Genomic DNA, 13,339 nt, shown 5'->3' with positions numbered 1-13,339 from the left:
TTCGCGGGGCGTAGTCCGCGGGGCCTCATCCCTCAGGCCGGAAGGAGCGCGCGCGCCTCGGCGGCGCGCTCCAGCGGCCAGGCGTAGAAGTTGAAGATGTAGGGGTCCGAGGCGGCGAAGACCGAGGGGTCCGGGCTGGCGCGCTGCATGGTCGGGCGGTGCAGCTCCGCCATCTCGCGCCAGCGCCCCTCATGGACGAACAGCGTCTCGTAGCCGAGCGCGTCGAGGAAGGCGGGCACGGCCCAGCTGCACCCCTCGGCATGCCGCTCCTCCAGCTCCAGCGTCAGCACGGGCCGGCAGCGGGCGAGGGTCTGCCGGGCGCCGCGGAGGATGGCGTATTCCGCGCCCTCCGCATCGAGCTTGATGGCGGTGACATCTGTCAGGCCAAGGCTGTCCAGGGTGACGACGGGAACCGGCTCGCGCCGCACCGCGACCCGCCCGCCCGCATGGGCTTCGTAGCTCTTGGCGGTGCTGGCCCATTGCCATTGCGGCGTGCCGTCCAGGATGGGAATGGCGAGGTCGAGCCTCCCCGCTGCGTCGCCCAGGGCCTCCTGCCGGATGGCGATGTTCCGATGGCCCGCGGCGGCGGCCTCCAGCGCGGTGCGGGCGGCGGCGAGGGGCTCGAAGGCGATCACCCGCGCGCCGGGAAGCGCCGCGAGCGGCAGGGTGAGCAGCCCCTCATGCGCGCCGACATCGATGAGCGCGCCGGGCCTGTGCAGCGCCGTGAGGAAGGTCAGCTCGTCCATCAATCGCCCGCTCGCGCCGTTCCGCTCCGCAGATGGCCTCGCGGCGCGCCCGCGCAACCGCGTGATGAAGCCGGCGTTGGGCGTGTTGCAACCAAACGGAGGTGCAGCATGCGTATCCTCACCCTCGCCGCGGCCGCACTGATGATGGCCACCCCTGCCATGGCGAACCTCTATGACGGCCGGAGCAGCACGGGCCGCTCGCCGGGCCCGCCGATCGACCGCGGCTCGCCGCGCAGCAACACCGATGGCGCCTACGCGGGCGGCGGGATGGTTCTGGAGGGCGCCCCCGGCGCCCCGGCTCCGGCCCCCCGCCAGACGGCGCCCGCCGGTTCCATGCGGCCGGCCGACCCGATGCCGCGCTGATCCGCCGAGGCGGAAGGGCCGCGCTCCCCGGCGGGGAGCGCGGCTTCTGTTGTTGAGGGCGTCAGGCTGCCGCGGCAATGGCGGCGTTCATCGCAAGCACGCCTTGTGCCGGGCCCTCCGGGTGGTTCCACACCGCGCCGACCACCGCGAGGAAATCGGCCCCCGCGCGCACCAGCGGTGCGCAATTCTCCGCCGTGATGCCGCCGATGGCGACGCAGGGGATCTCGAAGAGTGAGGACCACCATTCCAGGATCTCGGGATCCGCATGGTGCTTCGCGTCTTTGGTTGAGGTAGGAAAGAAGGCGCCGAAGGCGACGTAATCCGCGCCCAGCTCGCCCGCTTCCATCGCGAGGTGCCGACTGTCATGGCAGGTGATGCCGAGCATGCCCTCCCGCAGCAGCGCGCGGGCCCGCGCATGGTCGCCATCCTCCTGGCCGAGATGCGCGCCGTCGCAGCCGGTCTGCGCCGCCAGCTCGGCATCGTCGTTGAGGAGGAAGGCGACGTCGCGGGACTGCGCGACCGGGCGCAGGGCGTCGATCGCGCGCCGCACCTCGTCAGGCGGCGCGTCCTTCAGGCGAAGCTGGAGGCAGGCGACATCGCCGGCATCGAGCGCGCGGGCGAGGTCCTCGGGGAAGCGCGCGAGGTCGATGCGCGGCGGGGTGATGAGGTAGAGGCGGCAATCGGGCATGGGCGGCGGGTGGTCCGGTGAGCGGCTTCGGCGCGCTGATACCATGCCTTCGCCCGATGCGCCCCGTTCCGGGAAAGGGCGGGCCTCCGCGGCCCGCCCGCCTGGTGTGTCGCCGCGCGCCGCCTCTAGCGCCGGTACACCTCGATGATGTCCGACAGTAGCCGCAGCGCCTCCTCCTTCGGGCGCTGGAAGGTGTTGCGGCCGATGATGGAGCCGTTGCCCCCGCCCGCATGGATGCCGCGCGCCATCTCGACCATCGCCTCGCTCGTGCCGGACTCGCCGCCGGAGAAGACGACGAGGCGGCGCCCGCCGAAGCAGGACTGCACGACATGGCGGATGCGGCCGGCGAGGGTGCCGATCTCCGGCACGGGCGACTTCTCGTAGGTCTTCTTCGCCGCATCCAGCGAGATGGCCTCGGTGGGCGGCTTCACCTTGATGATATGGGCGCCCAGCAGCGCGGCCATATGCGCGGCATAGGCGCAGATATCGAGGGCCGTCTCGCCCACCTTGTCCAGCATCGGGCCTCGCGGATAGCTCCAGACGACGACGGCGAGGCCGGCGGCCTTCGCCTCCTCCGCCATCTCGCGCAACTCCTCCATCATCTCGAACTGGTATTCGGAGCCGGGATAGATGGTGAAGCCGATGGCCGAGCAGCCCAGCCGCAGCGCATCCGCCACCGAGCCGGTCACGGCCTGGTCCTTGGTGGTGGACAGGGAGTTGCTGCTGTTCACCTTCAGGATCGTCGGGATGGCGCCGGCGAAGCTGGCTGCGCCCGCCTCGATCATGCCGAGCGGGGCGGCATAGGCGTTCAGCCCGGCCTCGATGGCCAGCTCGAAATGGTAGCGCGGGTCGTAGGCGGCGGGGTTGGGCGCGAAGGAACGTGCCGGGCCATGCTCGAAGCCCTGGTCCACGGGCAGGATAACCATGCGGCCGGTGCCGCCGAGCTTCCCCTCCATCAGGATGCGGGCGAGATTCGTCTTGGTGCCGGGATTGTCGCTCTCATACCAGGAAAGGATCTCGCGGACCTTCGGCGTGATCTGCATGGTGGTTCCTCCTCGGTCATTCTTCGGGCGGCTGGGAGTAAGCCGCAGGGGCGGCGGATTGTCACGGCGGGGGGCGGGGTCGTTATGCTCGCCACTGTGATGCCCGCAGCCATCCGCCTGCCATGACCGCGCCGCCCGACGAGGTTCGGCTGGTGCATGACGCCCCGACTGGGATCGAGGCGATCCGCGCCCGCTTCGCCGCCCATGCCTATGACCTGCACCGGCATGACGACTGGCTGGTGGGGGTGACGGATCGCGGCGTGCAGGACTTCCTCTGCCGTGGCGCGCGCCGCCGCAGCACGCCGGGGCGCGTGATCCTGATCGAGCCGCAGGAGGCGCATGACGGGCAGGCCGGGGCGGAGGGCGGCTTCGCCTATCGCATGCTCTACCTGCCGCGCCCCTGGCTGCGCGCCGGAATGCCCGAAGCGCCGGGCACCGATCCCGGCTTCCGGGCCAGCCTCTGCGATGATGCGGCGCTGGGCGAGGCCATCCGCCGCGCCTGCCGCGCGCTGGAGGCGCCGTCGGAGCGGCTGCTGCGCGATGCGGCGCTGGATGCGGTGCTGCGCCGCCTCCGCCCGCATCTCGGGCGCGAGGAAGGCGCGGCGCCAACCGGGCGCGATGCCGGGGTGGCCCGCCGCGCGCGGGAACGGCTGCAGGATGCGATGGAGAGCGACCCCGGGGCGGATGATCTGGCCCGCGCGGCCGGGGCGGCCGACCGGTTCCAGCTCGCCCGCGCCTTCCGCGCGGCCTATGGCACCTCGCCCCATGCCTATCTCGTGCAGATCCGGCTGCTGCGCGCGCGGCGGATGCTCGCTGCCGGGGCGCGCCCGGCCGAGGTGGCGGCGGCCTGCGGCTTCTCCGACCAGAGCCATCTCGGCCGCCGCTTCCGCCGCGCCTATGGGCTGGCCCCCGGCGCCTATCGCGCCCTCCGCACGGGCGTTCCAGACGGGGAGTGGCCGCGCCGCTGACATCCGCCCGGTCTGACGACGAAGGGGCGGGGCAGATGGTGTTCGAGACGAAGGTGGCGATCCTGGTGCTAGAGGATCTGGCCACCTGGCAGAAGCTGAACGTGACGGCCTTCCTGGCCACCGGCATCGCGGCGGAGGCGCCGGAGGCGCTGGGCGAGCCCTATGAGGATGCTTCGGGCCGGCGTCACGCGCGCCTGCTCGGCCAGCCTATGCTCATCTTCGCGGCGTCCCCCGAGGTGCTGCGCCGCGCCTGGACCCAGGCGAATGAGCGAGGGCTGATCCGGGCCGCCTATGTCCGCGCGATGTTCGGCACGGGCCATGACGCGGCCAACCGCGACGCCTTCCGGGCGGAGCCGGCGGATGCGCCGGATCTCGTCGGCCTGGCCCTGCGGGGGCCGCGCAAGGAGGTGGACAAGGCGACGAAGGGGGCGGTGCTGCATCCCTGATCCGGTCGCGCTTCTGTCCTGATCTGTCGGTCTTTCCCGGGGAGAGGAAGAAGGAATTCTTCCTCTCCCCGGACCCGTCGAAGGCAGTGCCTTCGACCCATCATCTTTTTTCTTCAAGTCTGGAATCGGTTGGCTGACGGTGCGCCTGAGGTCCACGACCTCAGGCGACTGCAAAGGCAGGATCGGCACGGGATATCCACGGCAGTCAGACGGGGTTCCAAGGGCCTCAGGCCCTTGGCGGGCGAGGTCCGGAGAGGGCGGCGCCCTCTCCGGGAAGCCCGACGGGCCAGAACGTTCCCAAGGCGGCCGGAGAGGTCAGCCGCCCGCGAGGTGGCGGGCGAGGATGGCGCGGCCGCCAGGCCTGCGGAGATCCAGGCCGGACAGGTCCAGCGCCGGCGGGGCCTGGGGCAGGAGGGTGGCGCCGGCTTCCTCCGCCGCCCCCCGCACGGCGGGGAAGGCGGGGTGGCCGGCATCGAGCGCCAGCAGGCGCCAGCCCTGGCGCAGCGCCTCCAGGGCCAGGCCGGGGGCGCTGCCGCAGTCCAGCGCCGCCTGATAGGGCGTACCGGGATGGGCGGAGGCCGCGCAGGCGACCATGGCCGCCACCACGGCGGCGCCGGGCCAGGCCGCGGCGCCACGGACGGAGAGCAGCACCACGCCGGCCGGGGTGGCCAGGGACAGGGCGGCCGCGGCTTCCGCCGCGGAGCGGAAACGAACGGCCGGGGGGGTGGTGACGGGCGCGTGTGTCATGGTGTTCCTGGGGTCCTGGCGGGTTGACCCCCTTGCGGGCGGGTGCGTAAAGCCCTCACGCTCCTGTGTGACACCCGGCAACGGGCGTGGGGCGATGGTGGCCCGTGGTTGCGCGCGGGCGTGAAGAGATTGGGGGCGGCATGTCGGACAGCCTGGCAGAGGCGGCCGCACGGCTGGAAGCGGCGGTGGAGCGGCTGGCGCGGGTGGCCGCCGGGGTCGCGGCCCGCCCGCCGGTGCAGGCGGCTGGCGTACCCATGGAAGAGGTTGCCGCGCTTTCGGCACGGCTGGAGGCGACCATCGCCCGGCTGCGCGCGGCCCTGCCCGACGGGGCCGATTTGCCGGATGGCCCCGAGGGCGACGAGACTGGACTGCCGGAAGAGGGCGAGGAGCCGGGCGATGTCCCGCGCCGCGCCGAGGAGGGCTAAGCATTGGGACAGGTCACGGTTCGCGTCGGCGGGTACAGCCATCCGGTTTCGTGCGAGGACGGGCAGGAGGCGCATCTCATCGCCCTGGCGGCGGAGGTGGACCGCCGCGTTGCCTCAGTGAGAACCATGGGCGGCTGCTACGGGGAACCCCGGCTGCTGCTGCTGGCCTCCCTGCTGCTGGCCGACGAGGTGCATGACTTGAAGGTGGAGCTGGCCCAGGCGCGCGCCGGCATCCTGCCGCCCACCCCACCGACCGACCCGCGCCTGGCCGAGCGGCTGGCGCGCGTGGCGGAGCGGATCGAGGGCATCGCGGCGGATCTCGGAAAGTCCTGATCCGTTGCGCGCGGGGCCCTGGCGCGGGGCGGCCCGAAGGCCTAGATAGGGTGGGCGGGGCTGCCTTTCGCGCCAGGCAAATCATCCCCAGGGCCAATAAGCATCCTCCGGGAGCTGGCTCTGTCCGGACCCTGGTCCGGGTATCTGGCGCCCACCTGCGCTAGCAGGCCTTGGGAGGACGAATCGCCAGCGGTCATGGCGGCTCCGCACTTGTTTCCCCATTTCCCTCCGGGCGATGACGCCCTTCTGCGCGCGGCCAAGACCGTGGCGCGGGAGGAGGCGCAGGCGCGCCGCGCGCGTGCCTATGCGGCCGGCGCCGGCCCGGCCCTGGCCGCCCATGTTCTGCGGGAGGCCCCGCCGCCCGCGGGTGCCGTGGTGGCCGGCTTCTGGCCCATGGGGCATGAGATCGACATCCGGCCGCTGATGCGGGCCCTGGCCGCGCGCGGGCACCGGCTGTGCCTGCCGCGCACGCCCAGGCGCGGCCTGCCGCTGGATTTCCGCGCGTTCGCGTTCGGGGACGTGCTGGCGAAGGGCCCGGTGGGCACGCAGCAGCCGCCGGAGGATGCGCCGCGGCTGGTGCCGGACTGGCTGATTGTCCCCCTCCTGGCCTTCGACCGCGCCGGGCGCCGCCTGGGCTATGGCGGCGGCTATTACGACCGCACCCTGGCCGCGCTGCCCGGGGCGGGAACCCTGGGCGTGGCCTTCGCCTGCCAGGAAATGGATGTGGTGCCCTCCGGCCCTCATGACGCCCCGCTGGACGCGGTGGCGACCGAGGCCGGGGTGATGCGGTTTCGAGAAGGTTCCCCCGGTTGAGAATCCTGTTCCTGGGCGATGTGGTCGGCCGCGCGGGGCGCGATGCGGTGACATCGCGCCTGCCCGTGCTGCGGCGCGACCTGGCCGCCGATCTGGTGGTGCTGAACGCCGAGAACGCCTCCCATGGCTTCGGCCTCGCCCCCGACATGGCGCGCGCCTTCCTCGATGCCGGGGCGGATGTGCTGACGCTGGGCAACCATGCCTGGGACCGCAAGGAGATCGTGCCCTTCATCGAGGCCGAGCCCCGGCTGATCCGCCCGATGAACTACCCGCCCGGCACGCCCGGGCGCGGCGCCACCGTGGTGGATGTGCCCGGCCGCGGCCGCGCCCTGGTGATGCAGGTGATGGGCCGGCTCTTCATGGAGCCGCTGGACGACCCCTTCCGCGCCGCCCAGGCGGAGCTGGCGCGGCACAGCCTGGGGGCGAACGGCTCGGTGCAGGCCGTGGTGGTGGACATCCATGCGGAGGCGACGAGCGAGAAGCTGGGCTTCGGCCATTCCTTCGACGGGCGGGTCAGCCTGGTGGCCGGCACCCACACCCATGTCCCCACGGCCGACCACCAGGTGCTGGAGGGCGGCACGGCCTATGTCACGGATGCCGGCATGTGCGGCGACTATGACAGCGTGATCGGCATGCAGAAGGGCGGCGCCTCCCTTCGCTTCTGGCGCAAATACCCGTCCGAGCGGCTGGCTCCGGCGGAGGGCGAGGCGACCCTCTGCGGCGTGCTGGTCGAGACCGACGACGCGACCGGCCTGGCGCGCCGTATCGGGGCGCTCCGCCTCGGCGGGCGCCTTTCCCAGGTGATGCCGGGCTTCTGATCCGCGCCCTGCCGATGCCGCCGCCGGCCTGTTCCGGAGGCGGATTGGGCGCCTTTCCCGCCTCCGCAGGTGCAACTCGGGACCCGCTCCGCCCGCTTTAGCCGGAGTTGCGCCCTCCGCCACGCCGATCGCGGGGCCGGGGATGCATGCCAGTCCGGATGATGCGCGGCGCCCGCGAGGCACCGCGCCCGGCCTGCCATGACGCGCGCGGGGACCTCGTGCCCGCGCCCGCCCACGGGCCACGGCCCGCCTGATGAACCGGATGATCCCTGGAGTCTTCCAAGGAATGCAGAACCGTACCCGCGCCCTGAACCCGTGCGAGCGACCTTTTCCCCGGCCGGACGACGCCGGGGGTTCGACGGACGAGGCGTGGATCCGGCGCTTTCGCTTCCTCTTCCTCGGCCTCTTCGCGGCGCTCTTCCTGGCCTCGGCGCCCGTCCGCGCGCAGTCACCGGAAGGGACCGCCGTCCCCGCCCCGGCGGCGCTGACGCCGGAGCAGGCGCGCAACGCGCTCACGCTTCTGGAGGACGACGCGCGGCGCCAGCAGGTGCTGGACGCCCTGCGGGCGGTGGCGGGGGTGGCGCCCGGGGCGGCCGTCCGGCCCGGCCCGGCGCCAGCCACGGCAGCCGCGCCAGCCACAGCAGCGGCCCCTCCGGCCCCGGCCCCAGCCTCCCCCGCCGCGGCCGAGGAGCCGGTCTCGCTCACCTCGGACAGCCTGCTGGCGGAGATCATCGCGGCGCTTTCGGGCTGGCTTTCCTCCCTGTCCGGCCATCTCGCGGCGGCGGGCAACACCATCGCCAGCGTGCCGCTGGTCTGGATGTGGCTGGTCCGGACGGCGAGCAACCCCTTCGCGCAATCCGCCATCCTCGATGTGGCCTGGCGAATGGCTGTGGTGCTGGCCTGCGCCTGGGGCGTGCGATGGCTGCTGCGCCGCGCCATGCGGCGGCCGATGGCGACGCTGGAGCGTCGCGCGGTGGACAAGGCCGTGGCGCGCAAGGTCTCCGCGGCCCAGGGAGCCAGCCAGGGGACCCCGCAGGTGGCGAGCCAGGCCGAGCTGCGCCTGATCCAGCGCGCCCCCCTCGCGCTTCTGCGCCTGGTGCTCGAACTCGTCCCGATCGGCGCCTTCGCGCTGGTCGGGAACCTGCTGCTGGCCACCCCGCTCGGCGATGGCGGGGTGACCCCGCTCATCATCCTGGCGGCGGTGAACGCCTTCGTGGTGCAGCACGTCATCATGGTGACGGGCTGCGCGGTGGTCTCGCCGCATTCGCGCTTCCTGCGCCTGTTCCGCATGTCGGACGAGACGGCGGCCTATGCGGAGGTCTGGCTGGGCCGCGTCACCGGGATCGCGATCTACGGCATGGCGGTGCTGGAGATGGCGCGCATCCTCGGCCTTTATCCGGCGGCCTATGCCTCGGCCGCCAAGCTGATCGTGCTGCTCAACCACCTGCTGCTGATCGTCGTCGTGCTGCAATGCCGGCGCGGCGTGGCGGTGATGATCGACGCGCCGGCGGAATCCCGGGGCGCGCTGGCGCTGGCCCGGCATTGGCTTGCGCGGGTGTGGCACATCGCGGCGATCTTCCTGCTGCTGGCGCTCTGGTTCATCTGGGCCCTGCAGATCGAGAACGGCTACGGCCTGCTGCTGCGCTATGTCGGCGCGACGGTGGTGGTGCTCGTCGTCGCACGGCTCGTCGCGGTCGCGTTGCTCGGGCTGCTGGACCGGCTGTTCAAGATCAAGGCGGAGACCGCGCAGCGGCTGCCCTTCCTGGAGGGGCGGGCCAACCGCTACGTGCCCGTGCTCCGCAAGGGCATCTCCATCGGCATGGGCGTGGTGACGGTCCTGGCGCTGCTGCAGGTCTGGGGCCTGGACGTTACCGAATCCTTCCGCAACGGGCGGCTGGGGCAGCGGTTGGCCGGCTCGGCCCTCGTTCTGCTGATCGCCGGCGTGCTCGCGATCGTGATCTGGGAGGGCGTGAATGCCTGGATCGACCGCAAGATGGCGGACATGTCCGCCCGAGGCGACTATGCGCGCTCCGCCCGGCTGCGGACGCTGCTGCCGCTGCTGCACAGCACCCTCCTGGTGCTGATCGTCGCCATCGTGGGCTTCACCGCGCTGTCGCAGCTCGGCGTGAACATCGCGCCGCTCCTCGCGGGCGCCGGCATCCTCGGCGTCGCGGTCGGCTTCGGCTCGCAGAAGCTGGTGCAGGACGTGATCACCGGCATCTTCCTGCTGCTGGAGAACACGATGCAGGTGGGCGACTGGGTGACGGTCTCGGGCCTGTCCGGCTCGGTGGAGAACCTCTCCATCCGCACCATCCGCCTGCGCGCGGGCGATGGCTCGGTGCATGTCATCCCGTTCAGCTCCGTCACCACCGTGACCAACACGAACAAGGGCATCGGCAATGCCGCGGTCTCCGTCACCGTCGCCTTCTCAGAGGATACGGACCGGGTGGGTCAGGTGCTGAAGGAGATCGGCGCCGAGATGCGGAAGGACCCCACCTTCAAGGACCAGATCCTGGACGACTTCGCGCTGTGGGGCGTGGACAAGGTGGATGGCGCCACCTTCACCGTGCTCGGCCAGATGAAGTGCAAGGACACGGGCCGCTGGGGCGTGCAGCGCGAGTTCAACCGCCGCATCAAGCAGCGCTTCGAGGAACTGGGAATCGCCATCGCCGTGCCGGCGCAGTCCGTCATCCTCTCCCGTTTCGCGCGTACGCCGGCCGAGGCGGAGGCGGCAGGCGTAACCCGGGAGGAACGGCGCCCGGAACCGGCCGAAGCGGACGGGACGGCGGAAAAGCACTCGCCGCCGCCGGCGGCTCTGGGGAATACGCAGTAGGAGTGCGGGGGCGCTATCCCTCGTTCTGAGACGTTGGTCTCTCCCGGGGAGAGGAAGAAGGAATTCTTCCTCTCCCCGGACCCCTCACCATCATCTTGTTTTGGAAGTTTGGAATCATTCGGCTGACGGTGCGCCTGAGGTCGATGACCTCAGGCGACTGCAAAGGCAGAACAAAGCACCCTCACCGGGAGACCCCTTCGATCAGGGTATCCACGGCAGTCAGATGGGGTTCCAAGGGCCTCAGGCCCTTGGCGGGTCGAGGGCGGAGCCCTCAAACGAAAGCGCCCGGAACGCGCGGAGATCAGAAGTGGATCAGCTCCGGCGCGAAGAAGCCGAGGCCGGTGAGCGCGATCCCGATCACTCCCAGGATGGCCCCGCCCAGCGCCAGCAGCGGCACGCCCGTGACGATGCTGGCCGAGGCGACGACGATCGCGACCTGGAAGGCGGCCGAGCCGTATTCATGCATGTGGTAGGCGGCCATGGAGCGGTCGCGGACGCGTTCCGCCGCCTTGGCGCGGTCGGCCAACTCGCGCCGGCCCTCGCCGGTGGCGGGCTCGCTCTCCCAGCGCTGGGCGCTGGCAAGCCAGGCCTGGACCTGCCGGGTGGTGGCGGCGCGGCGGGCTTCCTCCGCCGCTTCGGGCTGGAGCGCCTGGGCCTCGGCGGCCGTGCGGACGGTGGTCTGGCGGATGGTGCGGGCCTGGAAGAAGGCCCAGAGGTTGGAGGCCTCGACGTTGCGGGAGAGCGCCTCGGTCTGCGCGCTTTTCGCGCCTGTCTCGGCGATGGCGAGGCAGAGCGCCAGCACCGCGATCAGCAGCGCGACACGCTTGTTCTCGCCGGAATGCTCGACATGCCCGTGGCCGGCCATGGTGGATGCTCCCCTTCGTGGTGGCGCAGGGGATGCCACCGGCTCTCGATTCTGTGAAGTGGCCTCCTCAGGCCGCGACACAGGCCTCGCAGATGGCCCGGACATGCCGTTCATCCGTGCCACAGCAGCCGCCCAGGAGGCGAAGCCCCGGGAAGCGCTGCCGCAGGGCGCGGTAGCGGCGGCCGAGATCCCGTGGGTCGCCATCGTCCAGGGTCGTGGATTCGTCCAGCTCGGCATGGCTCTTCGCGGAGGCATTCGCGCGGATGCCGCGGAGGCGCCCCACCCAGCCCTCGCCCGCCGCCAGCGCCTGCTCGAAATGCGTGGGGTGGGCGCAGTTGACCATGTAGTAGGCGGGGCTTCCGCCGGTCTCGGCATCCACCGCCTCGACTGCCTCGCGCAGGCTCGGTCCGCTCACCAGCCGGCCGTTCGTCTCCACGGTGAAGGAGAGGGCGCAGGGCAGGCCCTGGGCGGCGGCGGCGCGCGCGATGCCGGTCGCCTCGTGCAATTCCGTGAGGGTGAAGGCGCCGACCATGTCGGCACCCGCCTCGGCGAAGGCGGCAATCTGCGGCGCGTGGTAGCGCTCCGCCTCCCCGATGGCGATTCGGCCCGGCCGGTAGCCATCGCCACGCGGGCCGACGACGCCGCTGACGACGCAGGGCGTTTGCGGCGTCTCCCATTCGTCGCGCAGGGCGTGCAGCAGGGCGATGCCCGCCATGTTGATGCGCCGAAGCCCCTCGGCGTCATAGCCCAGCCGCGCGCCCCAATCGGGATTGGCGCGCCAGGTCGGGGAGTCCAGCACGAAGCCCAGGCCCCGCTCCCGCGCGAGGGTGAGATAGGGCTCGTAGTACCGGCGCAGGCGCTGCCGCCCTTCCTCGGTCTCGAGCAGCACGAAGGAGGCGAAATGGGGGAGCTCGACGCCCTGGTGGAAGATGAGCGTCGTTTCCAGCCCGCCATCGGTGAGGAAGGTGGCCTCGCCGAGCTGCGGCAGGGCGTCGCGGTACCGGGCCATGGCTGTTCCCCCTGGGCTGATCCCGCCGCTTCGGGGCGGGTGAGGGGAGCCTAGCGCAGCGGGGGCGACGGGTCGCGCCCGGGGTTCCGCCTGGCGCTTATTCGTCCCGCACCCGTCCGCGGCCCTGCTTGATGCCGGCGCGCACGCCCTTGGCGGTCAGGCGGCGCTCCTTGCTCGCGCGGGTGGGGCGGGTGGGACGCCGGGTGGGCGGCGGGGGCGCCGCGGCTTCCTGCAGCAGGGCCAGAAGCCGGGCCCGCGCCGCCTCCCGGTTCCGGTCCTGCGTGCGGTGCTCGCGGGAGGTGAGGAGGAGCATGCCCTCCTCCGTCATGCGCCGCCCCGCCAACTCGCGCAGCCGGGTCATCACCCGCTCCGACAGGTCCGGCACGCGGGCGGTGTGCAGGCGCAGCTGCACGGCCGTGGCCACCTTGTTGACGTTCTGCCCGCCCGGGCCGGAGGCGGCGATGAAGCTCTCCTCCAGCGCCTCGGCGGGGATGGTCAGCCGGTTCGTGACGCGAAGCGGCTCCAAGCTAGTACAGGTTCTCGGCGCAATGCGGGGCGGTCACCGTGTCATAGGTCTCCGCCGCATAGGCGCCCTTGGTGTGCTCGGCGATCAGCTCGCCGCCGCTCGGCGTGCCCTCGGGCTTGGCGCGCCCGGCCCAGAGTTCCGCCCGCAGCAGCGCGCGGGGGCACTGCATGTAGACCTCGGTGACGGAGATGAGCAGCACGGTCGCCGGCTTGGCGCGGCCCATCACCAGCCGCTCCCGCAGCGCGGGGTCCGTCGTGATGCGGGCGGTGCCGTGGACGCGCAGCGTCTCGCCCATGCCGGGCACGAGGAAGAGCAGGGCCACGCGGGGGTCGTCCAGCACGTCGCGCAGGGCATCCAACCGGTTGTTCCCGCGGCGGTCGGGCAGGGCGAGGGTCTTCTCGTCCAGCAGGGTGACAAAGCCCGGCGCGTCGCCGCGCGGCGTGGCGTGGGGGCCGTGCCGGCCGATGGTGCTGAGCACGCAGAAGGGGGAGTTGGCGATGAAGGCCGCGCTCCGCCCCTCGATCCGGTCCGTCGCCTTCGCCAGCACGACCGGGGATGGGGCCGCGTAGAGCGTCGCCAGCGCCTCATGCGTCGTGATGTCGAAGGGGTGGGGGGCGGGGTTTGCGTCCATGGGGTTTTTTCTACACCGGCCCCCGGCCCGGCGTCTCCGTCGGCGTTCGGTGCGCCGGACCGGGCGCACGGCACGGAGAGGGAGG

At 72.3% G+C, this 13,339-nt stretch carries 16 protein-coding genes and 1 other RNA gene; 9 read left to right on the top strand and 8 right to left on the bottom strand.

The window, feature by feature from the left end:
• Window positions 1-32: 32 nt before the first annotated feature.
• The gene (locus BUB97_RS13975; RefSeq protein WP_073135744.1) at window positions 33-746 is read right to left on the bottom strand and encodes an FkbM family methyltransferase; all 714 of its coding nucleotides are present in this window, start codon (window positions 744-746) and stop codon (window positions 33-35) included.
• A 108-nt stretch (window positions 747-854) separates the two neighbouring features.
• Between BUB97_RS13975 and BUB97_RS13970 the strand changes: the two genes are divergently transcribed.
• Window positions 855-1,109: a hypothetical protein gene (locus tag BUB97_RS13970; RefSeq protein ID WP_073135742.1), complete on the top strand. Its 255-nt coding sequence runs from the start codon at window positions 855-857 to the stop codon at window positions 1,107-1,109.
• 61 nt (window positions 1,110-1,170) lie between these two features.
• On the opposite strand, the gene thiE is transcribed toward BUB97_RS13970, so the two are convergent.
• Entirely contained in the window at window positions 1,171-1,797 is a 627-nt protein-coding gene (gene thiE, locus BUB97_RS13965) for a thiamine phosphate synthase (protein ID WP_073135740.1), read from the bottom strand.
• Window positions 1,798-1,922: 125 nt separating this feature from the next.
• Complete coding sequence (locus BUB97_RS13960) at window positions 1,923-2,840, bottom strand: class I fructose-bisphosphate aldolase (protein ID WP_073135738.1); 918 nt, start codon at window positions 2,838-2,840, stop codon at window positions 1,923-1,925.
• Between the two features lie 122 nt (window positions 2,841-2,962).
• Here BUB97_RS13960 and BUB97_RS13955 point away from each other — a divergent pair, with 122 nt between their 5' ends.
• Both BUB97_RS13955 and BUB97_RS13950 read left to right on the top strand, forming a co-directional pair.
• Window positions 2,963-3,808, top strand: coding sequence for an AraC family transcriptional regulator (locus tag BUB97_RS13955; protein WP_073135736.1), 846 nt, complete (start codon window positions 2,963-2,965; stop codon window positions 3,806-3,808).
• A gap of 35 nt (window positions 3,809-3,843) precedes the next feature.
• Window positions 3,844-4,254: a DUF2000 domain-containing protein gene (locus BUB97_RS13950; protein ID WP_073135734.1), complete on the top strand. Its 411-nt coding sequence runs from the start codon at window positions 3,844-3,846 to the stop codon at window positions 4,252-4,254.
• Between the two features lie 315 nt (window positions 4,255-4,569).
• Here BUB97_RS13950 and BUB97_RS26235 read toward each other — a convergent pair whose 3' ends face one another.
• Window positions 4,570-5,001: a hypothetical protein gene (locus BUB97_RS26235; protein WP_073135732.1), complete on the bottom strand. Its 432-nt coding sequence runs from the start codon at window positions 4,999-5,001 to the stop codon at window positions 4,570-4,572.
• Window positions 5,002-5,141: 140 nt separating this feature from the next.
• On the opposite strand from BUB97_RS26235, the gene BUB97_RS13940 reads away from it, so the two are divergent.
• The 6 genes from BUB97_RS13940 to BUB97_RS13915 all read left to right on the top strand — a co-directional run bounded on the left by BUB97_RS13940 (window position 5,142) and on the right by BUB97_RS13915 (window position 10,223).
• Entirely contained in the window at window positions 5,142-5,426 is a 285-nt protein-coding gene (locus BUB97_RS13940; RefSeq protein WP_073135730.1) for a hypothetical protein, read from the top strand.
• A 3-nt stretch (window positions 5,427-5,429) separates the two neighbouring features.
• Window positions 5,430-5,759 carry a cell division protein ZapA gene (locus tag BUB97_RS13935; RefSeq protein WP_073135728.1) on the top strand — a complete coding sequence of 110 codons (330 nt, stop codon included), beginning with the start codon at window positions 5,430-5,432 and terminating at the stop codon, window positions 5,757-5,759.
• A gap of 54 nt (window positions 5,760-5,813) precedes the next feature.
• A non-coding RNA gene (gene ssrS / locus BUB97_RS13930) (6S RNA) lies at window positions 5,814-5,968 on the top strand.
• On the top strand, window positions 5,955-6,572 hold the full coding sequence (locus tag BUB97_RS13925; protein ID WP_073135726.1) for a 5-formyltetrahydrofolate cyclo-ligase: 618 nt from the start codon (window positions 5,955-5,957) through the stop codon (window positions 6,570-6,572). The genes ssrS and BUB97_RS13925 overlap by 14 nt, the downstream gene beginning before the upstream one ends.
• Window positions 6,569-7,390 (top strand): TIGR00282 family metallophosphoesterase, encoded by an 822-nt coding sequence (locus BUB97_RS13920; protein ID WP_073135724.1) that lies wholly within the window; start codon window positions 6,569-6,571, stop codon window positions 7,388-7,390. The genes BUB97_RS13925 and BUB97_RS13920 overlap by 4 nt, the downstream gene beginning before the upstream one ends.
• Window positions 7,391-7,676: 286 nt before the next feature.
• Complete coding sequence (locus tag BUB97_RS13915; RefSeq protein ID WP_073135722.1) at window positions 7,677-10,223, top strand: mechanosensitive ion channel domain-containing protein; 2,547 nt, start codon at window positions 7,677-7,679, stop codon at window positions 10,221-10,223.
• 301 nt (window positions 10,224-10,524) lie between these two features.
• Here the strand turns inward: BUB97_RS13915 and BUB97_RS13910 are convergent, their stop codons facing one another.
• The 4 genes from BUB97_RS13910 to BUB97_RS13895 form a co-directional block, all read right to left on the bottom strand.
• A complete protein-coding gene (locus tag BUB97_RS13910) occupies window positions 10,525-11,088 on the bottom strand; it encodes a DUF4337 domain-containing protein (protein WP_073135719.1) in 564 nt (187 codons plus the stop codon).
• A 67-nt stretch (window positions 11,089-11,155) separates the two neighbouring features.
• Window positions 11,156-12,097, bottom strand: coding sequence for a homocysteine S-methyltransferase family protein (locus BUB97_RS13905; protein ID WP_073135717.1), 942 nt, complete (start codon window positions 12,095-12,097; stop codon window positions 11,156-11,158).
• Window positions 12,098-12,194: 97 nt separating this feature from the next.
• Window positions 12,195-12,623, bottom strand: a complete 429-nt coding sequence (arfB, locus tag BUB97_RS13900; RefSeq protein ID WP_073135715.1) for an alternative ribosome rescue aminoacyl-tRNA hydrolase ArfB — start codon at window positions 12,621-12,623, stop codon at window positions 12,195-12,197.
• Between the two features lies 1 nt (window position 12,624).
• The gene (locus tag BUB97_RS13895; RefSeq protein WP_073135713.1) at window positions 12,625-13,254 is read right to left on the bottom strand and encodes an MSMEG_1061 family FMN-dependent PPOX-type flavoprotein; all 630 of its coding nucleotides are present in this window, start codon (window positions 13,252-13,254) and stop codon (window positions 12,625-12,627) included.
• Between the last annotated feature and the right edge of the window lie 85 nt (window positions 13,255-13,339).

Origin of the sequence: Muricoccus roseus, assembly GCF_900141905.1 — a bacterium.
Classification (GTDB): domain Bacteria; phylum Pseudomonadota; class Alphaproteobacteria; order Acetobacterales; family Acetobacteraceae; genus Roseomonas; species Roseomonas rosea.
Note: the sequence above shows the minus strand (reverse complement) of the source record. Positions and strands in the feature narration are given on the sequence as shown.